Source organism: Amphritea atlantica (assembly GCA_024397875.1).
GTDB classification, from domain to species: domain Bacteria; phylum Pseudomonadota; class Gammaproteobacteria; order Pseudomonadales; family Balneatricaceae; genus Amphritea; species Amphritea atlantica_B.
Map to the genome: position 1 here is coordinate 1,726,423 of CP073344.1, position 23,153 is coordinate 1,749,575.

Genomic DNA, 23,153 nt, shown 5'->3' on the forward strand with positions numbered 1-23,153 from the left:
TCCCATATAAGCAATATTTACGGTCTTTCTCAAGCAAGCCACCTCTTAAAATGGGTATCACCCGCAAAAGATTCCGCTTCCCGGAAGGGATGATACAGGAAATAGTTGAACAACTGTTTGAATCAGTACAGCTGCGGCGCTTATTCTGGGGGAATGGAGCGTGCTTATTGTTGCAAACGTTTTACTCTGAGGGCCGTCTTCTACATAATCTATGATCTGCATCAGATTTTGATGCGGCGGGTACGGATTCATTGCTGACCATGCCGTTGGATCTGCCCGAAAGTATCTGCTGTTGTGTACCATTGATATATATCCGTTAACAGGGGGATTATTAATACTGTAACGTTGCTGTCTACTGCTCAGCTGAGTCAGGTTAGCGCTGATGCGTGAGCGCTAACCTGACTTTTTTGAGGATTTGTAATGAAAACAATTGTAATCGTAGGGGGAGGGGCCGGCGGTCTTGAGTTAGCAACACAACTCGGACACAAGCTGGGCAAAAAGAAACGCGCCAATATCATTCTGGTTGATCGTAACCGCAGCCATATATGGAAACCGTTGTTGCATGAAGTCGCCACCGGCTCGCTGGATATGAACAGTGATGGTGTAGTCTATCGGGCGCATTCGGCTGCGCATCATTATCAGTTTCAGCTGGGCACCATGATCGGTTTGGACCGGGTGGCTAAAACGATCCGGTTGCAATCGTTGAAAGATGATGAGGGCAAGGAGGTGCTGCCAGAACGGGAGATCACTTTTGATACTCTGGTGATGGCGGTGGGCAGTGTCAGTAACGACTTTGGCACGCCGGGCGTTGCAGAGCACAGCTTTTTTCTCGACTCCCACCAGCAGGCCGAGCGCTTCCATCGGGCGCTGTTAAACCAGTTTTTACGGATTAACCAGAAGTCCTCAGATGCCAAGTTACGTCTGGCGATTGTCGGTGGCGGTGCTACCGGTGTCGAGTTGGCGGCAGAGCTCTATCATGTTGCCGACATGCTTAAAATTTACGGTATGCCTGATATGTCAGGTAAACGACTCTGCATTGACCTGATTGAGGCCGGACCGCGTATTTTACCCGCACTGCCGGTTCGGATCGCGACAACGGCTAAAAAAGAGCTGATGGCTCTGGGCATTACCATTCATGAGAATGTACGGGTAACCAGCGCGACGGATGAAGGCTTTGTGACCCATGAGGATACCCTGATTGGTGCGGATCTTCGGGTCTGGGCTGCCGGGGTTAAGGCCCCGGACTTTATCAGGCAAATCGGTTTGTTTGATACCAATCGCAATGGTCAGATCGTGGTTAAGCCCACCTTGCAGAGCACCGTCGATGATTCTGTGTTTGTCATCGGTGACTGTTGCGCCTGCGAGCAACCGGATGGCAGCTGGGTTCCGCCCCGGGCCCAATCAGCACATCAGATGGCCAGTCAGGTATATAAAAATATTATTGCCATGGAGCAGGGTAAGCCGTTGCAGGATTATATCTATAAAGACCATGGCTCACTGGTTAACCTGAGTCGATATAGCACTGTTGGCAGCCTGATGGGTAATCTCACCAGTGGCTCAATGTTTATCGAAGGAAAGCTTGCCCGGCTGGTGTATATTTCACTCTACCGGATGCACCAGATTGCGATTCATGGCTGGCTCAGAGCGGCTGCGGTGTACTGGGCGCAGAAGATAAGCGGTACCGTAAAGCCGAAAATGAAGCTGCATTAACACCCTGGCTCTGTCATTGTTAACCGTTATCGCTAACAGCACACAGGCATAAAAAAACCGGATCAGTTTAACTGATCCGGTTTTTTACAGGTAATTAGCCTGTCACTCTGGTTCTCAGGAAAGAGCTGCCAGTGCTGCGTTCAGCGTTTCGCTTGGGCGCATAACTTTCTTAACGTCTTCGCGATTAGCGTGGTAGTAGCCACCCAGCTCAGCAGGCTTGCCCTGAACAGCGCTCAGTTCAGCAATAATCTGAGCTTCGTTATCGCTCAGGGTTTTTGCCAGTGGAGCGAAGTGTGCTGCCAGTTCAGCATCTTCTGTCTGTGCAGCAACTTCCTGTGCCCAGTACATACCGAGGTAGAAGTGGCTGCCACGGTTATCAAGTTCGCCGGTTTTACGAGATGGAGACTTGTTCAGCTCCAGCAGTTTACCAGTAGCGGCATCCAGTGTTTTTGCCAGGATAGTTGCCCGCTTGTTATTTTCCTTGATACCCATCTCTTCCAGAGAAACGGCCAGTGCCAGGAATTCACCCAGTGAGTCCCAGCGCAGGTGGTTCTCTTCTTCAACCTGCTGTACGTGCTTAGGCGCAGAACCGCCAGCACCCGTTTCGTACATACCGCCGCCTTTCAGCATCGGTACAACAGACAGCATCTTCGCTGAGGTGCCCAGTTCCATGATTGGGAACAGGTCGGTCAGGTAGTCACGCAGAACGTTACCGGTGACAGAGATAGTGTCGTTACCGCGAATCATGCGGTCCATGCTGAAACGGATCGCCTGGTTGTAGGTCTTGATGGAAATATCCAGACCGTCGGTATCGTGATCCTGCAGATAGGTATTAACCTTTTTGATCAGTTCACGGTCGTGGGCACGTTTGTGGTCCAGCCAGAAAACAGCAGGCATGCCAGACTGACGGGCACGGGTCACGGCCAGTTTAACCCAGTCACGTACCGGCTCATCCTTGGTCTGGCAGGCACGCCAGATATCGCCTTTTTCGACATCGTGTTGCATCAGTACGGTGCCGTCAGCAGCGACAACCCGCATGATGCCATCAGCCATCATTTCAAAGGTTTTGTCGTGAGAACCGTACTCTTCTGCTTTTTTCGCCATCAGACCAACGTTTGGCACCGTACCCATGGTGGTAGGATCGAATGCACCGTTGGTTTTGCAGAAGTTAATCATTTCCTGGTAGATACGGGCATAGGTGCTTTCAGGCATAACCGCTTTCGTATCTTTAGGCTTGCCGTCTGGGCCCCACATCTTACCGCCGTTACGAATCATCGCAGGCATAGAGGCATCGACGATAACATCAGAAGGAACGTGAAGGTTGGTGATCCCTTTAACAGAGTCAACCATCGCCATTTCCGGACGGTGCTCTAAGCACTCATGGATAGCTTCTTCAATCTCTTCACGCTTAGAACGCGGCAGAGATGAGATTTTGTCGTAGACGCTGCCGATACCGTTATTCGGATTCACGCCCAGCTCTTCAAACAGGTCGCCGTACTTGTCGAATACCTCTTTGTAGAACACAGTGACCGCGTGACCAAATACGATAGGGTGAGACACCTTCATCATGGTTGCTTTCACGTGCAGAGACCACATTACGCCGCTTTCTTTAGCGTCCTGCATGGTTTCTTCAAAGAACTCACGCAAGGCTCTGCAGCTCATACGCATGCTGTCGAGAATTTCGCCCTGCTCAAGGCTAAGTTCTTTCTTAACTTCAACGTTGCCAGCGTTATCAACGAACTCAAGGCGAACATCGCCAGCCTGATCCATCGTGACAGACTGTTCGCTGGAGAAGAAATCACCATCGCGCATATAGTCAGCGTGGGTACGTGAGGCTTTGCTCCACTTACCCATAGAATGTGGGAACTTACGCACGAAAGCTTTAACTGCGCCAGGCGCACGACGGTCAGAGTTACCTTCACGCAGTACCGGGTTTACAGCAGAGCCGAGAATTTTTGAGTAACGTGCCTGAATCGCTTTATCTTCTTCTGTTTGCGGCGCTTCAGGGTAATTCGGGATGTCGCAACCCTGTGCCTGCAGTTCGGAGATACATGCTTTCAGCTGAGGAATAGAGGCAGAGATATTGGGAAGCTTAATGATGTTAGCGTGTGGATCCTGAGTCAGTTCGCCCAGGAAAGACAGACCATCTTCTGCTTTCTGCTCTTCAGTAAGGTTTTCGGGGAATGCTGAGAGCACACGGGCTGCCAGAGAAATATCGCTGATCTTAACGTCGATGCCCGCAGCCTTGGTGAACGTTCTTACGATTGGAAGTAAAGAACAGGTGGCCAGTGAGGGTGCTTCGTCGGTAAGGGTCCAGTAAATAGTTTGATTCGTTGTAGTCATTTTATCCCCTTGTTATTTGGCTGGTAGCCAGAGGCTTAACAGGGCAGCTTGTGGCTGTCCTTAACATCTTTGCTTAAGCCTTATAATTAATTATTCCGCGGGCGCATTATACGTTAAAAAACTACTAATACTGAAGTAGTCACGCATACTCTGGGGGGGAATATCGACTAAAAGATAGTATAGCTGTAGTTTTATTACCGCACTGCAGCATGGTTTTTCATCTTTTACGGCCCTATGAACAAAAAAAAGGATCCGAAGATCCTTTTTTATGAGACGCAGGTGATTACCGCTGAGGCAAAACCTGTTTCAGTTGGTTGTGCATATCCAGCAGTGCTTTCTCGGTGGTCTCCCAGTCGATACAGGCATCCGTAATCGACACACCATATTGCAGGTCAGCCGGATCATCCGTCATTTTCTGATTGCCCCAGCCCAGATTGGACTCAACCATCAGACCCACAATCGATTTGTTGCCTTCGATAATCTGATTGGTGACGTTTTGCATGACCAGAGGCTGCAGGGCAGGATCTTTATTGGAGTTGGCGTGGCTGCAATCGACCATGATGTTTTTCTTCAGGCCCGCTTTGTCCAGTTCCTGTTCACACAGAGTGACATTGACGGAATCATAGTTGGGCTTACCGTTGCCACCCCGCAGCACCACATGGCCATATTTATTGCCTTTGGTGCGGACGATAGAAACCTGTCCCTCTTCATTAATACCCAGAAAACTGTGTGGATGAGACACGGATTCAAGCGCATTAATCGCAACAGTCAGGCCGCCGTCGGTTCCATTCTTGAAGCCTACTGCGCCGGACAGGCCGCTGGACATCTCGCGGTGAGTCTGGGACTCAGTGGTACGTGCGCCGATGGCAGACCAGGAAATAAGGTCCTGCAGGTACTGTGGTGATATTGGATCCAACGCTTCAGTGGCCAGTGGCAAGCCCACCTCAGACAGCTGAATCAGCAATTCACGACCAATATGCAGTCCCTCTTCTATCTCAAAAGAGTCATCCATATGTGGATCGTTGATCAGCCCTTTCCAGCCAACGGTGGTACGGGGCTTCTCAAAATATACGCGCATAACCAGATAGAGAGTGTCTTTAACCTGTTCGGCCAGCTGCTTCAGCTTATGACCATACTCGATTGCCGCTTTAGTATCGTGAATAGAGCAGGGACCTACCACGATAAACAGTCGCTTATCTTCACCCTTAAGAATGTTTTTTATCACCTGCCGGCCGTCCATAACAGTGGCAGCTGCAGCTTCAGATAAGGGTTGTTTAGTTTTCAGCTGGTCGGGTGTGACCAGAACCGTATTACTCTCAATATTGAGGTTTTCGACTCGGTTATCAGACATCTCAATTTCCTAAAGTGCACAGCCTTTACTCTGTACACCCGTTAGCGCGTTCGTAAAGGAGGTTCTTTGTAACATATTAATGGTTAAGGTTTAAGTGCTGATACGTGCTATCCGGTGATACAATTAGTTAAATTGACAGGCTTACTGTAAAGCCAGAGGTTATTTTCATATTTTGCTAAGTTTTCCGCCTGTTTCTCTGCCGGCGGGATCGAACTCCCCGGACCGCGTGTTGTCTTAAATTAGTTCGATCAGACTTATTTGTTAAGGGGTTACCGTGCCGTTACTGTTTCAACGACTGAGCATGCCAGTCACCGCCATCCTGATGTTACTGTTTATGCCGTTCAGTACGTCAGCCAGCGCTGGTTTGTTTGATAATGCCAATCCTTTTGCTTCAGACGATGGCCCGTTACAGGTCGAGCAGGCGTTTGTATTTGATTATGAGCAGGGTGCAGACGGGACCGTTCAACTGATCTGGACGATTGCCGATGACTACTACCTTTACCGGGATAAGATTCAGCTGAGTTATGGTCCGGAGCTGGAAGAGCTCGATCGTCGTTACTCCGATGCAGAACAGAAAGAGGATCCTCTGTTTGGCCAGGTGTGGGTGCATCACAACCAGGCGTTAGTCAATCTTGACCTCAGGAGTACCACCGGGCAGCCAGTGGATAGTGCTGTTAGCGTTAATTATCAGGGTTGCTGGGAAGGGGGAATCTGTTACCCGCCAGTCACCAAAACGGTCAATCTGAAACAAATACCGGTTAATCCGGGTAACACTGAGGCAATGGCGGCAGATTCAGGCAGCACACAGGCGGCCCCGGGGCCGTCGGGTTCAGATACTGCGGCGGCTACGCAAACAACTGCGGCTATGTCCATTATACAAAGTGAACAGGATCGTTTTGCTGCACTGATCTCAGGCAGCAGTCTGCTGCTGACCCTGGGGGCCTTTTTTGTCGCAGGGCTGGCGCTGGCACTGACTCCCTGCGTTTTTCCTATGATACCGATTCTGTCCAGTATCATCGCCGGACACGGGCATAAAACCACCGCTGGCCATGGATTTATGTTATCCCTTATTTATGTGTTATCCGTGTCGCTGACCTACACCGTTGCTGGTGTGATTGCCGGGCTGTTTGGTGAAAACCTTCAGGCGGCATTCCAGAACGTCTGGGTAATCGGCTTTTTCAGTCTGATCTTTGTGCTGCTGTCATTATCGATGTTTGGCTTTTATGAGCTTCAGTTGCCCTCCGGCTGGCAGAGCCGACTGAACAGCATGAGCAATAGTCAGAAGGGCGGCACCGTCATGGGTGTGGTGGTGATGGGGTTGTTATCAGCACTGATTGTAGGCCCCTGCATGGCCGCGCCACTGGCGGGTGCGCTGATCTATATTGGTCAGAGTGGCGATCCGGTCCTGGGAGGTGCTGCGTTGTTCAGCCTGAGTTTAGGCATGGGTGTCCCCCTGTTAATCGTGGGCGCTTCGGCGGGCAAGTTGCTGCCTAAAGCGGGTCTGTGGATGGAAAGTGTTAAAGCCGGTTTCGGCGTTATGATGCTGTTGCTGGCGGTCTGGATGCTCGACAGGGTGATTGCCGATAATATTGCCTTGTTGCTGTATGCAGTGATTCTGCTGGTGGCAGCGGTTCATATGAAAGCACTCGACCGGTTAAAGGATAATGCGGCTGGCTGGAGCTATTTCTGGAAGGGGATCGGTGTCGTACTGCTGCTCTACGGCGGTATCCTCTTTATCGGAGCCCTGACCGGCGGCAAAAGTCTGCTACAACCGTTAAAAGGTTTTGCTGTTGCCGGCGGGCAGGCCGCGGTCGCACCGGAGCTGAGCTTTAGCACCGTAACGAATAAACAGCAACTGGATCAGATGCTCAGCGAAGCCAAAGCCAGGCAGCAACCGGTCATGCTGGATTTCTACGCTGACTGGTGTATTTCCTGTGTTGAGCTCGACTACGTAACCTTTGCCGACCGTTCAGTCCAGCAGGGACTCAGTGACTTTAAACGTATCAAAGTTGATGTCACCGCAAACGATGATGCGGCCAGAGAGCTAAGCAGTGTCTACCGTGTAATCGGTCCGCCGGCGCTTATTTTCTATGACCGTACCGGCCAGTATCATCCTAATATGACACTGATCGGGGTGATAGACCCCGACGTTTTTGTCAGGCATATAGCAGGATTGTAATAACTAGCTTAAAGCTCCTTTCAACCACTAAACAAAAAAGGCTGATACATCAAGTATCAGCCTTTCTAAATCGACCAATGATTATTACTACAAACGTTCAGTCTTCACCATGTCAATACGCTTCTTCTAACCACTAGCAAGCGGCGGAGCCGCATCTCGCTACTGCTTTTATGCGAACGTCATCTCCGGTACATGATCCGGTACAATCAGTTTGCCTTCGGTCTTTTCGATGATCTCTTCCACCGATACGCCGGGAGCACGTTCTTTGAGGTGGAAGGCGCCATCTTTAATTTCCAGGAATGCCAGGTCTGTGAGAACTTTTCTGATGCAGCCAGCACCGGTCAGGGGCAGAGTGCAGTTAGTCAGCAATTTTGATTCGCCGTGTTTGGATGCATGGGTCATGGTGACGATAATATTTTCCGCACCGGCAACCAGATCCATGGCGCCGCCCATACCCTTGATCAATTTGCCGGGGATCATCCAGGAGGCGATATTGCCGTTGACGTCCACTTCAAAGGCTCCCAGTACGGTCAGATCCACATGACCACCTCGGATCATGGCGAAGGATTCAGCCGAGGAGAAAATCGATGCGCCGGTGGCGGCGGTTACGGTTTGTTTGCCCGCATTGATCATATCGGCATCAATTTCATCTTCGGTTGGGAAGGGTCCCATCCCCAGTAAGCCGTTTTCTGATTGCAGCATCACTTCGATGCCATCGGGGATATAGTTTGCGACCAGTGTCGGGATACCGATTCCCAGGTTAACGTAAAAACCATCTTCCAGTTCGCGTGCAATACGCTGTGCTATCTGTTCACGTGAGAGTGCCATTGTCTTTCCTCTTCTTTCTGACAGCAGTGAAACGACAGGGCTATCAGAAATTCAATAAATTACCGGTGTGTCGTATCAGCCCTGGCGCACAGTGCGCTGCTCAATACGTTTTTCGAAACTGCCCTTAATCACACGATTAACGTAGATCCCGGGGGTATGGATCTCGCTGGGGTTCAGTTCGCCCGGTTGAACAATCTCTTCTACCTCGACCACGGTGATCTTCCCCGCCGTTGCGGCCATCGGATTAAAATTCTGTGCCGTATTCCGGTAGATCACATTGCCGTAAGTGTCTGCCTTCCAGCCTTTGACAATGGCGAAATCGCCAGTGATCGATTCTTCCATAATGTACTGACGGCCATTGAATTCACGTACCTCTTTGCCATCACCCACCGGGGTACCGTAACCGGTAGCCGTGTAGAATGCCGGAATGCCGGCACCGCCCGCGCGCATCTTTTCGGCCAGGGTTCCCTGAGGTGTCAGTTCAACCTCCAGTTCACCCGCCAGCAGTTGCTTTTCAAACAGGGCATTTTCGCCAACATAGGACGAGATCATCTTTTTGATCTGGCGGTCAACCAGCAGAATGCCGAGACCGAAATCATCAACACCACAGTTATTTGAGACAAACGTCAGTTCTTTGGTGCCCATCTTTCTGATCTGAGCAATCAGATTTTCGGGGATACCGCAAAGGCCGAAGCCACCGGCGATAACGGTCATGCCATCTTCCAGGCCTGCCATCGCTTCTTCATAGCTGTTTACAACTTTATTAAAACCCGACATGTGTGCAACTCCGCAATTACTGTTCTTTATTATTGGGGTCTTCATATTTGAGGGTGGTATCTGGCTGGGACAGCTCCGTTCCCGGAACACCCGATACCTGAATAACGAATACGTTAAGTCTTATATAGGGTGTATTATTTAGCAAATTTAATGATTTAAACTATTTATAAAATTTGTTTATATATAGTACAGATATAAGTTCAGATATAAGTGCAGATATAAGTTCAGATATAACGCACGGTATAAAGTCAGTTATTAGAAAAATATACGTGTTCACATGAGTCGTTGGATAACAGGATAATGGTCAATATCACCCTGAAACAGCTAAGAGCGTTCGTTGCCGTTGCCCGCACCCAAAGTTTTACTGAGGCGTGCGTTCAGGTGCATCTGTCTCAGCCGGCACTGAGTATTGCGATTAAAAACCTCGAAGAGGAGGTCGGCGGAGCGCTTTTCAGTCGCACCACCCGGGCGATCGCCCTCACGCCGGAGGGCGAGGAGTTTTATCCGGTGGCGCAGAAAATTTTGCATGACTGTGAAACGGCACTGGATGATCTGAATCAGCGCTTTGCGCTAAATCGGGGGCGGGTTGTACTGGCGGCGATGCCATCATTCGCCAGTAGTTTACTGCCGGGAATCATCAGTCAGTACCGCGCCCTTTATCCCAACGTCAGTGTCACCATAAATGATGTGATCGCCGAGGATGTCGTCGATATGGTCCGTAATGGTCAGGTTGAAGTGGGTATAACCTTTGATCCCGGACGCTCCGAAGATCTGGAATTCGTGCCGTTGTTCGAGGACCGTTTTGTGGCCGTTGTTCATCCCGGTCACCCGCTGACAGAGCTGACACATGTGTCGTGGCAGGCGTTACTGAAAAATGATTTCATTGCCTTGCAGCGGCCCTCCAGTATCCGTTTACTGATCGAAGCTAAACTGCGTCAGTTGGGGATGCAGGTGTCGCCGGAATTTGAAACGCATCAACTGGCCACCATCGGCCGGATGGTAGCAACGGATCTCGGGGTGAGCGCAGTGCCATCCCTGTGTATTCAGCAGATGCGTGAGCTGGGGGCGGTTTGCCGGGAACTGGATACACCGGTTATGTCGCGTCCGGTGGGGGTGGTGACACGCAAGCGCTATCCGTTATCGACAGCAGCCCGAAGTTTGGTGGAAATTATTCTGGATTCTGCGCAAGAGCTATCTGAAAAGATAAAGCTCTGAGCTGTTATCAGCGCAGAGCCTTGCATATGTTATTTTTTTATTAGCGTAAAAACTGAGTGCTGAAGGTCTTGAACTCCGGTGTGCCAGACTTTTGAATCCACTCAAAGCCCACCATCTCTTTGGTGACAATGTGGATGCCACAGTGGCGCATCCGCTCCAGTGCCATCTCTTTATCCGCCGGATTTCGTGACGAGACCGCATCGGCCACGACATAGACTTCACGTGCCTGCTGCTTAATCTGAATGGCGGTCTGCATGACACAGACGTGCGCCTCCATACCGACAATCACAACCTGGTTGGGACGGATGCTGTTAATCTTTTCGTTACAGTCAGGATCCGACATACAGGAGAAATGCAGCTTTTCCATAAAGCCCTCTTCGGGCAATACATCCAGCAGCTCGGGCACTGTGCGTCCCAGTCCTTTCGGGTATTGTTCGGAGGTGAGAACCGGCACCCCGGCCAGTTTGGCAACCTCAGCCAGCCAGCGGACATTACTCACCAAAGCTGCACTCTCATGTACCGCCGGAACCAGCTTTTCCTGAATATCGACAACCAGAAGGCAGGACGAGTTTGGGTAGATCAACATAACATTCTCCAGCTAAATCAGTACTTAGATGTGTACCTGAAACAGTATTCAAATTCAGTACATATAAAAAAATCATCGAGTGGTTCTGAAGCACGCTATCGGAACAACCACTGACAATTAAAGCCAGTAAGGATATACCCTTATCTAAATTTTGGCTACGCTTTGGGGCTCAGTTGAAGATGTGCTTTTATGGTCTGCTTGCGCCGGGTTTTATCAGCAAAATAAATGACAGCAAAGAGAGTAGTCCCATTGTGGCGATACTGATCGCCATCGTTGTCGGTGTGCCACTGTGATAATGACCTACCAGCATTCCGACGCTGGCGGCACAGATTGACTGGATAAAACCCAGCAGCGAGGAGGCGGTACCGGCAATGGTTGCGAAAGGGGCAAGCGCTCCGGCCATCGCCTGGGGCATCACCATACCCACCCCTATCATGTAAACGACCTGGGTCAGTGCGGTAATCCACAGATTATGAATATCCATCACTGCAGGCAGCAGCATCGCCATGCCTGCCAGTAGAGAAACCGTTGTCCCACGCCTGAGGATGCCATTGATACCGGCACGGGTGCCGGTCCGCTGGGCAATGATAGTGCCAGTAAGAAAACCGCAGGACGCTATCGCATAGAAGATACCGCTGTGCTCAGCGGGTACTTTAAAATAATCGATCAGAACAAAGGGAGCTCCGGACAGAAATGCAAACAGTCCTGAAAATATAAAACTGCAGCACAATGTATAACCCAGATACTGGCGATGCTTCAGCAGCGTTGCAAAGTTGTTGAGTATGGTTAATGGGCTGAGGGAACTACGGTTTTCTGCTGCCAGGGATTCCGGTACTTTAAATACAATCAACAGGGTCGCAATGACAGCGTAGACACAGAGGAAGATAAAGGTTGAAGTCCATTCAAACAGCGCGACCATATATCCACCGATAACCGGCGCAACGGCGGGTGCCAGCGCCATAATACTGCCCATCATAGACAGCACTTTGGCGGCATTCACCGGTCCATGGATATCCCGCACCATCGTCCGTCCCAGTACCGGTCCACCGCAGGCTCCCAGCGCTTGCAGGAAGCGGTACAATATCAGTTGCTCAATTGTCGTTGAGAGCGCGCAACCAATCGAGGACAGGATAAACAGCAGCAGACCGCCAAGCATAACGGGCTTGCGGCCAAAACGATCTGCCAGCGGTCCGTAAATTAACTGGGCAAAGGCAAAGCCATAGAGAAATACGGACAGGGTAACCTGTACCCGGTCAACCGACGTATTAAACACCTGGGTCAGCCCCGGCAGGCTGGGCAGGTACATATCGGTGGATAAAGGGCCTAGTGCCACGGCTGCGGCCAGCGTAACAATCACGGCGGTTGAGTTGGGTCTGAACATCCGGTCTCAGTATTCTATATTTAACGGGGTAATAATGATTAATTGTGCAGCGATAATTAAGTCAGCAAGTTTTACCATTCTGCACAGTACAAAGTAGTTAGCAAGTTAACTATTTTTCGTGTGAAATGAATATAGGGGTATTCCTGTATATTTAAATCCGCTAAAGTAACACCTACACAAATATTTCGCTCATCAGGAATCACGGAATAGCATTATGAAAGTATATTCAATCGATGGCATTACGCCGGTAGTTGATCCTACTGCTTACGTCCATCCAACCGCGGTGCTTATCGGAGATGTGATCATCGGCCCCGGCTGTTATGTCGGTCCGGCAGCCTGTCTGCGGGGAGACTTTGGGCGTCTGGAACTCAAAAAAGGCGCTAATCTGCAGGATACCTGCGTGATGCACGGCTTCCCAGGAACCGACACCGTTGTGGAAGAGGATGGCCACATCGGTCATGGCGCGGTACTGCACGGTTGTGTGATTGGCAAAAATGCGCTGGTAGGCATGAACTCGGTGATTATGGATGGTGCCGTGATCGGTGAGTCCGCCATTGTCGCGGCGATGTCGTTTGTTAAAGCCTCGATGGATGTGCCTGCGCGAACTTTGGTGGCGGGTTCCCCGGCGCGGGTGATTAAAGAACTGACGGATAAAGAGATCGACTGGAAATCAGCCGGGACCCGTCAGTATCAGGAGCTGGCTATCCGGAGTATGAATACCATGCAGGAGGTCGAGGCGCTCACCGAAGTTGAAGCCGACCGGCCACGTCTGGAAGTAGGGATAGAAGGAGTGGTGCCTAAATATAAGACCTGAATATCCCTTTTTGATATGGGTTTTATTGCTGTAGAGGCAGTCGTGCTGAGTGGAAGGATCTGTCTGTATGCTGCCCGTATGGTCGTCATGTTGCATCATGATTCCGTATTGGACGTTTCGTATTAAATAGTCAGATGATCAATGCTTTGGGTCAAATTGTTATCTTTCTGAAACCAGCTCTTGCCGTTGCAAGAACCGTGCAATCGGGTAGAATCTGCGCACCTATTACGAATAAATGCGAACAATACTATTCGCATCTGCCATTATTTAGGAGTCGCTTGTGGAACTCGCATGTCTTGACCTGGAAGGTGTACTGATCCCTGAAATCTGGATCGCCTTTGCCGAAGAAACCGGAATTGAAGAGCTTAAAGCGACTACCCGTGATATTCCTGATTATGATGTGCTGATGAAACAGCGTCTGCGCATTCTGGATGAGCATGGTCTGACCCTGCCACAGATTCAGGCCACCATTGATCGTCTCTCTCCGCTGGAAGGCGCCCGTGAGTTTATCGACTGGCTGCGTGAGCGGTTCCAGGTGGTGATTCTGTCCGATACCTTCTATGAGTTTGCCGCACCGCTGATGAAGCAACTGGGTCATCCGACACTGTTGTGCCATAAGCTGGAAGTCAACGAAGGGGGTCGTATCACCGATTATACGTTGCGTCAGAAAGACCCTAAGCGTCAGTCAGTGCGTGCTTTCCAGCTGCTGAACTACCGCGTCATCGCCGCGGGTGATTCTTACAACGATACCACCATGCTGACTCAGGCTGAATCCGGTATCCTGTTCCATTCACCGCAGAACGTTATCGATGAGTTCCCGCAGTTCCCGGCGGTACATACGTTTGAAGATCTTAAGAACGAGTTTATTAAAGCGAGCAATCGTGATCTGTCACTTTAACCGCAGTCGCTAGTTGTTAGACCTGGCTTCGCCACTTGCCAGAACGTTGCTGCGCGATTCGCCAGATAAAGATTAAGAGCGCTTTGGCGCTCTTTTTTATTGTAGAGTGTTTACAGCAACTGCATGTTTTCCTTTCAATGCAACAGGACAGGCCTTAATCGATGTTATGCGGTTAGATAAATTTATCTGTAAAAGCACCGAGTATGCTTTGATTGAGGCCTTGGAGTTGATTGAAAACAGGCTGCTGATGGTCAATGGCTCTGTTGTGCTTGAGGCGTCCCATCAGGTTCACAAAAACAGTGTCGTGGCCCTTGATGGCAAAATCTTAACGCCCAGACCTTCGCGGTATTTCATGCTGAATAAACCGGTAGATACGATCTGTTCTAATGTCGATGAGAAATACCCGTCGGTACTCAATTTCCTCGATGTCGAGCGGGTGTCTGAACTGCACATAGCCGGGCGCCTGGATGCAGATACGACCGGTCTGGTACTGGTGACCGATGATGGACACTGGTCTTTCAATCTGACATCGCCCGGAAACCGGTGCGAAAAGGTGTATAGAGTTTTGCTGTCCAGGCCTATAGCCCCTGACGCCGCCCAACGTTTTGCAGAGGGTATTCTGCTTCAGGGGGAAGCTCGTCTGACACATCCAGCGAGATTACAGATTATTGATCCCTATACTGTCTTGTTAACCCTGACAGAGGGACGCTTTCATCAGGTGAAACGGATGTTCTCTGGTATTGGCAATCGGGTTAAATCCCTGCACCGTCAGCAGATCGGCAGCCTGAATCTGGATGTTGATGAGGGGCATTGGCGCAGCTTAACTCCGGCCGAAGTGGACGCGCTGTCAGTCGACGATTAGCTGCAGATCGATGGGCTGATTTATTTCGGCGAAGATTTACGACAGAGAGAACCTGCGGCACCAGAGCCACAGAGATAAGCGATTTCCTGCAGGGTAGCAAAGCTTACAAGGTTCGTCGTTCAACATGTTATATTGCAGGGCCGCCCGACGCCGACTTGCACCTGATATCTAAAAACAATCAACAGACGATTGTAATCAGACCCAAACAACCTGAATTTACCAGAGCCATACACAGATACTATGACAAGAAAAACACTGAGCCTGAAACTGAAAAAAAAGGAAGATGCCAAGTCCGTCGATCAGGAGATCATGGAGCAGTTCGATGGCGATCCGCAAAAGCGTTTTTTAAATGGCGTCGCTATCCATCCTTCACCCTGCATACGTCTGGCATCCGCTTCTCAGCAGCTCTCCATGCGAGCGATGGATCTGATATCACCGATCGGCATGGGGCAGCGCGGCCTGGTTGTTGCGCCACCGGGCTCGGGTAAATCGACCCTGTTAAAACATATCTGTCAGGCGGTGGGTCAGGCGTATCCCGAAATAAAGTTGTATGCATTACTCATAGATGAGCGGCCCGAAGAGGTGACGGACTTTAAGCGCAGCGTACCGGCTGAAGTACACGCCTCATCCTCAGATGAAAGCTATGCCCATCACGTCCGTGTAGCCGATGAGCTGCTGAACACCGCTCGAAAGGAAGCAGGGGAAGGTCATGATGTGATGATTGTGATTGACTCGCTCACACGGCTTTCGCGAGTCCATAATGCCGAACGCAAGAGCAGTGGCCGGACCATGTCGGGCGGCGTTGACGCCAGAGCCCTGGAGATACCCCGCAAATTGTTTGGCTCTGCCCGTAAGATCGAGAACGGCGGATCGCTTACGATTCTGGCAACCATACTGGTTGATACTGGTAGCCGGATGGATCAGGTGATATTCGAGGAGTTTAAAGGCACCGGCAATATGGAGGTCGTACTATCACGGGAAGCCGCCAATTACCGGGTCTTTCCCGCGCTGGATATCGCCAAAAGCAGCACCCGCCGTGAGGAGCTGTTGCTGAATCAGAACGAGCTGCAAAAGATCAGGGTGCTGCGCAGAAGTCTTACCCATCTTAAACCGCTAGAGGGCGCCCGGAAGCTGGTTGAGTTACTTGAGCAATACCCGACCAATGAAGCGCTTTTAAAAGCAGTGACGAGTGATGAGTAGCTGGAAGTAGCAACGCCACTTGCTATAAACAGCGTAAAAGAGCTCATAGATATATCCTCTGTGGTTCTCCGCGCCATCGATGTTCTCTAAGAAGTGTTTTTAAAGGGTGTTTTTTACCACCGGGACACAGTGAATACGGAGAAGCCGCATTAAAAATATAACTGTTCCTTTAGGTAGTCTTGGCATTGTCCACCGTCGGCACTGACTAACCCTGAATATACAAAAATATCATCGTCTTGCTTTTCTAAAAGGCCGTACCGCGCCTGAAGTGCTATACCTTATAGGTAGAAAAGGTCGAGAGTGATGTATGCACAAACACTAAAATTCAGCCTGACGATCGCGCTGCTGCTTGCAGTGCTGGCGATTTCGTTGCCGACGCCCGCTCAGGAGGAGACGCCGCCGGGAGCACTGTGGATGCTGCAGCTGGACGGTGCGGTGGGACCGTCAACGGCGGATTATCTGGTGCGCGGAATTGAGGGGGCGGCCGAAGCCCGGGCGGCTGCGGTGCTGATCCGCATTGATACCCCGGGTGGGCTGGACAGTTCGATGCGCGATATGATCGCCGGCGTACTGGCCTCGCCGATTCCGGTAATCTGTTATGTGGCCCCCGGCGGTGCCCGGGCTGCCAGTGCCGGCACTTTCCTTATGTACAGCTGCCATATTGCCGCTATGGCTCCCGCTACCAATCTGGGGGCCGCCACGCCAGTCTCTATCGGTACCCCTATGACGCCATCGCCGCCCAGAGAGCCCGGGCAGGATAAGGCCAACTCTGAGATGGGATCTGAGTCGGGGGGCACGCAGCAATTTGAACCAGTCATCCAGCCCGGCAGTGCACTGGAGCGCAAGGTGATCAATGATGCGGTGGCCTATATTCGCAGCCTGGCAGAACTGCGTGGGCGCAATGCCGACTGGGCCGAACGGGCGGTACGCGAGGGGGCCAGCCTGAGCGCCGGTAGTGCGCTGGAGCTTGGAGTGATCGACCTGATGGCTGCAGATACCGAGGAGCTGCTTAATGCCCTGGCCGGGCGCGAAATCAAGATTGGCGCCCAGGTGATCCGTCTTGATCTGGCTGGTGCTCCCCGTGTAATACATGATCCGGACTGGCGCAGCGAGTTTCTGGCGGTGATCACCAACCCCAATGTGGCCTATATGCTGATGATAATCGGTCTCTATGGTCTGGTTTTCGAGTTCTCCAACCCCGGCTTCGGATTGCCCGGTATTCTCGGCTTGACCTGCCTGCTGGTGGCGCTCTACGCCTTCCAGGTCCTGCCGATCAGCTATGCGGGGCTGGGACTGATGTTCCTCGGTATCGGACTGATCGCCACCGAGGCGATGATGCCGAGTTTCGGCGTGTTCGGTATAGGCGGGCTAATCGCGTTTGTGGTGGGTTCAATTATGCTGATGGATACCGATATTCCTGCCTACCAGATCGCTCTGCCGGTAATTCTGTCCCTATCCACGGTGACCGGGCTGCTAGTATTCGGAATCCTGGGGCTGGCACTGCGGGCTTACCGGCGTCCGCGTCACTTCAGCAGAGACGCAGTGATCGATCAGAGTCTGATCATAGAACAAAGCGATGACAACCGGGCCCTGGTCCGCTACGAGGGGGAGCTCTGGTTGGTACGCTGCGCCGACTCTCTGGTAGTGGGTGACCGGGTGCGGGTCAAAGCGGTGGACGGACTGACGCTTGTCGTGGACAAGCAGGAGAAGTGAGATGGCGCTTACACAATATTTTATCATGACTTCGGCAGTACTCATTCTGCTGCTGCTGATCAGTATGTTCCGAATCCTGCGAGAGTACGAGCGGGGTGTGATCTTCCTGTTGGGACGCTTCTACCGGGTCAAGGGACCGGGGCTGATCATCGTGATTCCGGTGATTCAGCAGATGGTACGGGTGGACCTGCGCACCGTGGTGATGGATGTCCCAACGCAGGATGTGATCTCGCGGGACAACGTGTCGGTGAAGGTCAATGCGGTGATCTATTTCCGGGTGGTCGATCCGGAGCGGGCGATCATTCATGTAGAAAATTTTCTGGAGGCCACCAGTCAGCTTTCGCAGACCACTCTGCGTTCTGTGCTGGGTCAGCATGAGCTGGATGATATGCTGGCCGCCCGCGACCAGCTCAACGCCGATATTCAGCGAATCCTGGACAAGCAGACTGACGCCTGGGGCATCAAAGTGGCCAATGTTGAGATCAAGCATGTGGACCTGGACGAGAGCATGATCCGCGCTATCGCACGTCAGGCTGAGGAAGAGCGCTCCCGGCGTGCCAAGGTGATTCATGCTATCGGTGAGCTGGAAGCCGCGGCACAATTGCTGCAAGCGGCCCAAACCCTGGCTAAACAGCCTCAGGCTATCCAGCTACGCTACCTGCAGACCCTGACCGAGATTGCCGGCCAGAATACCCACACCATTGTTTTCCCGCTACCGGTGGATCTGATCAACCGCTGGACTGGCGGCGGGCAGGACGGCGATGAAACGCCAAAGAATAAAGTCTGACGAAACCTGACGGAATAATTGAGCGCTTCTAAAAGCAGTGGCTAGTGATGAGATGTGGTTTCGCCACTTGCCAGAACGTCGCTGCGGAAAGATTAAGTGTACGGGAGTCCGGGATCATCAGACCGCTTCAAATTGATTCATCATGCGTTTACGAGTTACTTTTTCTGGATAGTGTTTTGCTGTGAGCTTCGTATCGCACGTAATCGCGTAACCAAGGATGTCAAACCTTCAGCCCCCTTAACATCCTGCAGGCAGCTTCACACCGTCACCAGTCTTAATCCATTTAGAAATCCTCAAAGCGTTTCAGACGACGCTGAAGGTAACGATTCTGTTCCTGCAACTCTTCCAGCTCATTCAGTAGCTCTATTGCCAATGCGATCCCCGCCCAGTTCACATCAAGGTCACGATGCAGACGCACAGCTTTTTTTGTCTGAATCAGCATTGCCGGGCTAAACCGCCATTCACCGGGGGAATCACCGATCGGCTCGACAATACCCTGCTCGATAATTTCTACCACCGTATTTTCGGCCACACCGGTTTGCAGGCAGACTTCAGTAAAACTCAGATAGGTATCGTTCATGATGCGTCACTCCATTCGGCTCGGGGATCGAAAGGGGCGAGTTCCGCCAGATCTTGCCAATGGCGCTTGATGGACTCGTTGCTGGCGGGCGGCATCACGACTTTTAATACGGCATAGAGATCGCCCTGAATCTGTTTGCCTGGCAGGCCCCGGCCTTTAACACGCAAGCGCTGTCCACTCTGGCTATTGGCGGGCACGGTCAATTTAATCTCACCCGACAGGGTCGGCATAGTCACCTTGCAGCCCAGAGCTGCTTCCCAAGGCGCGACAGGCACGGTAATAATCAGGTTATGCCCTTCGACATCGAACAACGGGTGGGGGACCAGTCGAATGCGTAAATAGAGATCACCGTAGGCACCGTTGCCGATCCCCGGCGCGCCCTGTCCCTTCAACCGGATACGCTCACCGTCGACGACCCCGGGGGGGATCTTAACATTGAGCGTTTTCTTAACCTCGCGAACACGTCCCTCATCGTCATAGTGGGGCAGGTGATAGGAGATTGTTTTGGAACCCTTGGATATCGTCTCTTCAAGGAAAACCGGCAGGTCGGTTTCAATATCCTGGCCCCGCTGGCTAAATGGCTGACGATCTTTGAAACCGCGGGCACCCGCGCCGCTTTCCGTGCCAAAGATAGAGGAGAAAAAGTCAGAAAAATCCTGATGGTGATAATCTCTGCCATCGCCTCTGGCCGCCCCCGATGGTTGCCAGCCCGGCGGTGGACGAAACTCATGCTGAGCCCCCCCATACTGGCGTAATTCGTCATATTCCGCCCGCTTGGTTTTATCTTTGAGAACCTCATAGGCTTCGCTGACCTCTTTGAACTGGTTCTCGGCATCATGATGACTGCTGACATCCGGGTGATATTTTCTGGCCAGTTTTCGGTAAGCGATCTTTATCGACTTCGTATCAGCCTCAGGGTCAACACCCAAAATCTTGTAATAGTCTTTGAATTCCATAATCTATCCGGTCTCACCAGAGGGTTATTAAGATAGGCAGAATTGGAAAGCCTGTGAGCTTAATATAGACCAAAACAGCGGTTGCTATGGCGGGTTCGCCAGACAACGATACGTGGTTTGATGATGTCAGAGTTGATTTAACGCGATAAAGTATGAGCAACAACTGTCAAGCCCAGACTGACTGTGTAGACCTGGGCTGCTTTAGGCGAGAAGTTAAGGGAACAGTCAGATGAAAAGACAGATGAAAAAGATCCTGCACTATTCAAGTCTGTATTTTGTAATCGTTTTCACTGTAGGGTTTGTGCTCGGCACGATCAGAGTTCTGCTTTTAGTCCCCTATTTTGGTGAGCATACTGCTGAGCTGTTAGAGATGCCATTAATGCTGTTGGCCTGCTTTTTTTCTGCACGTTTTGTTGCCAGTATAGCTGGCAACAGGGTGGTAGCATGGCAAATGCTGGCTGTAGGCGTGTTGGCATTGTTGTATTTATTGGTGGTTGAGCTTTCGATTGTGATATGGCTGCGAGATCTGTCCGTGAGCGAATATGTAGAATCAAAGTATTCGCTTGCGGGTCTGGCTTACGTGGTCTTACTGATCCTATATGCCCTGTTTCCCTATAGTGTATACCGGTCAAAAAATTCCCCCTGATACCGCAATGTTGCGGTGTTGGGTGCAAACAAACATACTCAGAGCCATTCTGAAAATAGAGTCATTATGAAAATACGTTCTATCGCATTCCTTCTTGTTACCCATGGCGTTGTCGCTGTTGCAGGGTTCGGCGCCGGAATATATTTACTTCCCATTCTGACTGCTCCGCCGGCTCCCAGCGCCGAGGAGATAAGGCTCGTGTCTTCGCAGGCCCGCTACACCGCACAGTTCCGAAAAGACCTTAAAGACAGCGATAGGCTGCATTGGGGAGAGGGTACGGTTTCCATTGGTGCCAGCACCATTACTCTTATGGGTAAGCTTGCACCCGGCCCGGATTACAAGCTCTATCTATCGCCAGAATTTGTTGAGACCGAAGCAGACTTCAACCGATTAAAGCCGACTATGAAGCGTGTAGGCGATGTTAAAACGTTTGAGAACTTTGTCGTTGAAATACCGCCAGACATCGATCCTTCGAAATACGCCAGCGTTATTGTTTGGTGTGAGGCTTTCGGTCAGTTTATTACCTCAGCCAGATATCAATAATAAAGCAATATCTGGAACTTTTTGAATGTTACAGGGAAGCTACGAGATCGTTATCGTCAGCAATTCTGGCTGAAAGCGATAGGCGAGCATGTCGGAATAAGTGACTTAAGGGTAAGCCGGTGGCGAGCGGAAATGCACAAGACAAGACCGGATCCATCCGGCCTCCAGAAAAAAAGAGCGCTTAGGTGTAATACTTAGCCTTGGAAATACTCAGCTCTGGTAATTCAGGCGCTCTTTTTTTTGCAGGTATCAAGCCCTTTCAATTAGCCCCAGATATGTTTGTTGGGTCTGTTCTCGTCATTATCGGCTGAGGATGTCCTGGCCGGGGATCGGCTGCCTGAGGGGCGGGTGGCTTTGTCTCTGCTTGGTGGCGGGGCTTTTTTTGATGATGAGCTTTTAGGCATGGGTGGTTTGCTTGTGCGCACAAAGTTCAGCACAGATAGCGGCACCTCTTTTCTCACCGGAAAACCTTCAATCTCTTTTCGCTCGATTAGCTGGTCTAAGCGACTTTCAATGGCGCACAGGTTTTTAAAATCGCCCAGTGCGACAAAAGATATCGCTTCGCCGGTGGCACCTGCACGTCCGGTTCGGCCGATGCGGTGGATATAGTCTTCCGGCTTGAATGGCAGGTCGTAATTCACTACACGACTCAGTTCACCAATATCTAAACCACGGGCAGCAACCCCGGTGGCGACTAAGTATTGTAGTTTGCCCGATTTAAAGTCGGCGAGAATCTTTTCACGCATCACCTGGCTTCGGTCACCATGAATCGCTTCGGCAACAATGCCGCGTTTAGCCAGCTGGACGACCAGTTTGGCGGCAGCATGTTTTTTCTCGATAAAAATGAGAGCCTGATCCCACTGCTGCTCATTAATCAGATGACTCAGCAGTGCGGATTTAGTGTCTTTATCGACGGTGATTAACCACTGGTTGATTGTGGCTGCAGCCTTGGTTTTCGGTGACACCGATATCTCAACGGCAGGATTACCCACTTTACTATCAGCAAAGCTATCGGCGATATCACGAACCGCATCGGACATAGTGGCAGAAAACAACAGGTTCTGACGGACTTGGGGCAGGCGGTCAATGATCTTATTGATATCCCCGGCAAAGCCCATATCCACCATGCGGTCGGCTTCATCTAATACCAGCACTTCCAGTTCATCAAAATGCAGCGCCCGCTGGTGCGCCAGATCCAGCAGTCTGCCGGGTGTTGCCACTAAGATATCGACGCCTTCGATTAAACGCTCTTTTTGTGGTTCGGAATCAACCCCTCCATACACGGCAAGAGAGCTGAGATTAAGATGTTTACTGTACGAAGCGACATTGGCTGCCACCTGAATGGCTAACTCCCGGGTCGGGGTCAGAATCAGCGCCCGTATGCGTTTCCCCCGCAATGTCCGGTCCTGGTTAAATAACTCCAATATCGGCAGAACAAAGGCCCCCGTTTTTCCAGTACCGGTTTGCGCGGTGGCAATCAGGTCCTTACCCGCAAGAACGAGGGGAATCGCCTGTTTCTGGATAGGGGTAGGGGCGGTATAACCCAGCTCTGTAATGGCTGATAGAAGGGGGGCAGATAATCCAAGGTTTGAAAATGGCATAGAGGCTCGGGAAGGTGTTAAAAGGAGAGAAGGGAGGAGTATAGCTTAAAAGCAGCCGCTAGTATTAAAAGCCGTTGCTAGTCGTTAGACGTGGCTTCGCCACTTGCCAGAACGTCGCTGCGCGACTCGCTAGGAAAAGATTAAGTGTATAAAACCATGATCCAATGCTCTTTTATCTCGTCG

20 protein-coding genes are annotated in these 23,153 nt (G+C 51.1%); 11 read left to right on the forward strand and 9 right to left on the reverse strand.

Translation table 11 applies throughout. The features are described 5' to 3' along the window. Nucleotides 1-420: 420 nt before the first annotated feature. Nucleotides 421-1,710, forward strand: coding sequence for an NAD(P)/FAD-dependent oxidoreductase (locus tag KDX31_07860; protein ID UTW04901.1), 1,290 nt, complete (start codon nt 421-423; stop codon nt 1,708-1,710). Between the two features lie 114 nt (nt 1,711-1,824). Here KDX31_07860 and KDX31_07865 read toward each other — a convergent pair whose 3' ends face one another. Then, nucleotides 1,825-4,053, reverse strand: a complete 2,229-nt coding sequence (locus KDX31_07865) for an NADP-dependent isocitrate dehydrogenase (protein ID UTW04902.1) — start codon at nt 4,051-4,053, stop codon at nt 1,825-1,827. A 283-nt stretch (nt 4,054-4,336) separates the two neighbouring features. Continuing rightward, nucleotides 4,337-5,404 carry a 3-deoxy-7-phosphoheptulonate synthase gene (locus tag KDX31_07870; protein UTW04903.1) on the reverse strand — a complete coding sequence of 356 codons (1,068 nt, stop codon included), beginning with the start codon at nt 5,402-5,404 and terminating at the stop codon, nt 4,337-4,339. Nucleotides 5,405-5,678: 274 nt separating this feature from the next. Between KDX31_07870 and dsbD the strand changes: the two genes are divergently transcribed. Next, entirely contained in the window at nt 5,679-7,583 is a 1,905-nt protein-coding gene (gene dsbD / locus KDX31_07875; protein UTW04904.1) for a protein-disulfide reductase DsbD, read from the forward strand. 168 nt (nt 7,584-7,751) lie between these two features. On the opposite strand, the gene KDX31_07880 is transcribed toward dsbD, so the two are convergent. Both KDX31_07880 and KDX31_07885 read right to left on the reverse strand, forming a co-directional pair. Further along, the gene (locus tag KDX31_07880; GenBank protein UTW04905.1) at nt 7,752-8,411 is read right to left on the reverse strand and encodes a CoA transferase subunit B; all 660 of its coding nucleotides are present in this window, start codon (nt 8,409-8,411) and stop codon (nt 7,752-7,754) included. Nucleotides 8,412-8,486: 75 nt separating this feature from the next. Beyond that, the gene (locus KDX31_07885) at nt 8,487-9,188 is read right to left on the reverse strand and encodes a CoA transferase subunit A (GenBank protein UTW04906.1); all 702 of its coding nucleotides are present in this window, start codon (nt 9,186-9,188) and stop codon (nt 8,487-8,489) included. 300 nt (nt 9,189-9,488) lie between these two features. Here KDX31_07885 and KDX31_07890 point away from each other — a divergent pair, with 300 nt between their 5' ends. After that, complete coding sequence (locus KDX31_07890; protein ID UTW04907.1) at nt 9,489-10,403, forward strand: LysR family transcriptional regulator; 915 nt, start codon at nt 9,489-9,491, stop codon at nt 10,401-10,403. A 40-nt stretch (nt 10,404-10,443) separates the two neighbouring features. Here KDX31_07890 and KDX31_07895 read toward each other — a convergent pair whose 3' ends face one another. Together KDX31_07895 and KDX31_07900 are read right to left on the reverse strand one after the other, a co-directional pair. Next, on the reverse strand, nt 10,444-10,989 hold the full coding sequence (locus KDX31_07895) for a hydrolase (GenBank protein UTW04908.1): 546 nt from the start codon (nt 10,987-10,989) through the stop codon (nt 10,444-10,446). 187 nt (nt 10,990-11,176) lie between these two features. After that, the gene (locus KDX31_07900; protein ID UTW04909.1) at nt 11,177-12,370 is read right to left on the reverse strand and encodes a Bcr/CflA family multidrug efflux MFS transporter; all 1,194 of its coding nucleotides are present in this window, start codon (nt 12,368-12,370) and stop codon (nt 11,177-11,179) included. A 214-nt stretch (nt 12,371-12,584) separates the two neighbouring features. Between KDX31_07900 and paaY the strand changes: the two genes are divergently transcribed. From paaY to KDX31_07930, 6 genes are all read left to right on the forward strand, one after another. Continuing rightward, nucleotides 12,585-13,184: a phenylacetic acid degradation protein PaaY gene (paaY, locus tag KDX31_07905; GenBank protein ID UTW04910.1), complete on the forward strand. Its 600-nt coding sequence runs from the start codon at nt 12,585-12,587 to the stop codon at nt 13,182-13,184. A gap of 280 nt (nt 13,185-13,464) precedes the next feature. Then, a complete protein-coding gene (thrH, locus tag KDX31_07910) occupies nt 13,465-14,082 on the forward strand; it encodes a bifunctional phosphoserine phosphatase/homoserine phosphotransferase ThrH (GenBank protein ID UTW04911.1) in 618 nt (205 codons plus the stop codon). A gap of 166 nt (nt 14,083-14,248) precedes the next feature. Further along, nucleotides 14,249-14,944 carry a pseudouridine synthase gene (locus tag KDX31_07915; GenBank protein UTW04912.1) on the forward strand — a complete coding sequence of 232 codons (696 nt, stop codon included), beginning with the start codon at nt 14,249-14,251 and terminating at the stop codon, nt 14,942-14,944. A gap of 240 nt (nt 14,945-15,184) precedes the next feature. After that, nucleotides 15,185-16,144 carry a transcription termination factor Rho gene (gene rho, locus KDX31_07920; protein ID UTW04913.1) on the forward strand — a complete coding sequence of 320 codons (960 nt, stop codon included), beginning with the start codon at nt 15,185-15,187 and terminating at the stop codon, nt 16,142-16,144. A gap of 303 nt (nt 16,145-16,447) precedes the next feature. Beyond that, on the forward strand, nt 16,448-17,857 hold the full coding sequence (locus tag KDX31_07925; protein ID UTW04914.1) for a nodulation protein NfeD: 1,410 nt from the start codon (nt 16,448-16,450) through the stop codon (nt 17,855-17,857). 1 nt (nt 17,858) lies between these two features. Then, nucleotides 17,859-18,644, forward strand: coding sequence for a slipin family protein (locus KDX31_07930; GenBank protein ID UTW04915.1), 786 nt, complete (start codon nt 17,859-17,861; stop codon nt 18,642-18,644). A gap of 283 nt (nt 18,645-18,927) precedes the next feature. On the opposite strand, the gene KDX31_07935 is transcribed toward KDX31_07930, so the two are convergent. Next, complete coding sequence (locus KDX31_07935) at nt 18,928-19,224, reverse strand: chaperone modulatory protein CbpM (GenBank protein UTW04916.1); 297 nt, start codon at nt 19,222-19,224, stop codon at nt 18,928-18,930. Then, nucleotides 19,221-20,180, reverse strand: coding sequence for a curved DNA-binding protein (gene cbpA, locus KDX31_07940; GenBank protein UTW04917.1), 960 nt, complete (start codon nt 20,178-20,180; stop codon nt 19,221-19,223). Before cbpA ends, KDX31_07935 begins: the two co-directional genes overlap by 4 nt. 229 nt (nt 20,181-20,409) lie before the next feature. On the opposite strand from cbpA, the gene KDX31_07945 reads away from it, so the two are divergent. Continuing rightward, on the forward strand, nt 20,410-20,826 hold the full coding sequence (locus tag KDX31_07945; protein UTW04918.1) for a hypothetical protein: 417 nt from the start codon (nt 20,410-20,412) through the stop codon (nt 20,824-20,826). A 66-nt stretch (nt 20,827-20,892) separates the two neighbouring features. Then, nucleotides 20,893-21,369 (forward strand): DM13 domain-containing protein, encoded by a 477-nt coding sequence (locus KDX31_07950; GenBank protein UTW04919.1) that lies wholly within the window; start codon nt 20,893-20,895, stop codon nt 21,367-21,369. A gap of 263 nt (nt 21,370-21,632) precedes the next feature. On the opposite strand, the gene KDX31_07955 is transcribed toward KDX31_07950, so the two are convergent. Then, nucleotides 21,633-22,970: a DEAD/DEAH box helicase gene (locus tag KDX31_07955; GenBank protein ID UTW04920.1), complete on the reverse strand. Its 1,338-nt coding sequence runs from the start codon at nt 22,968-22,970 to the stop codon at nt 21,633-21,635. Nucleotides 22,971-23,153 lie beyond the last annotated feature (183 nt).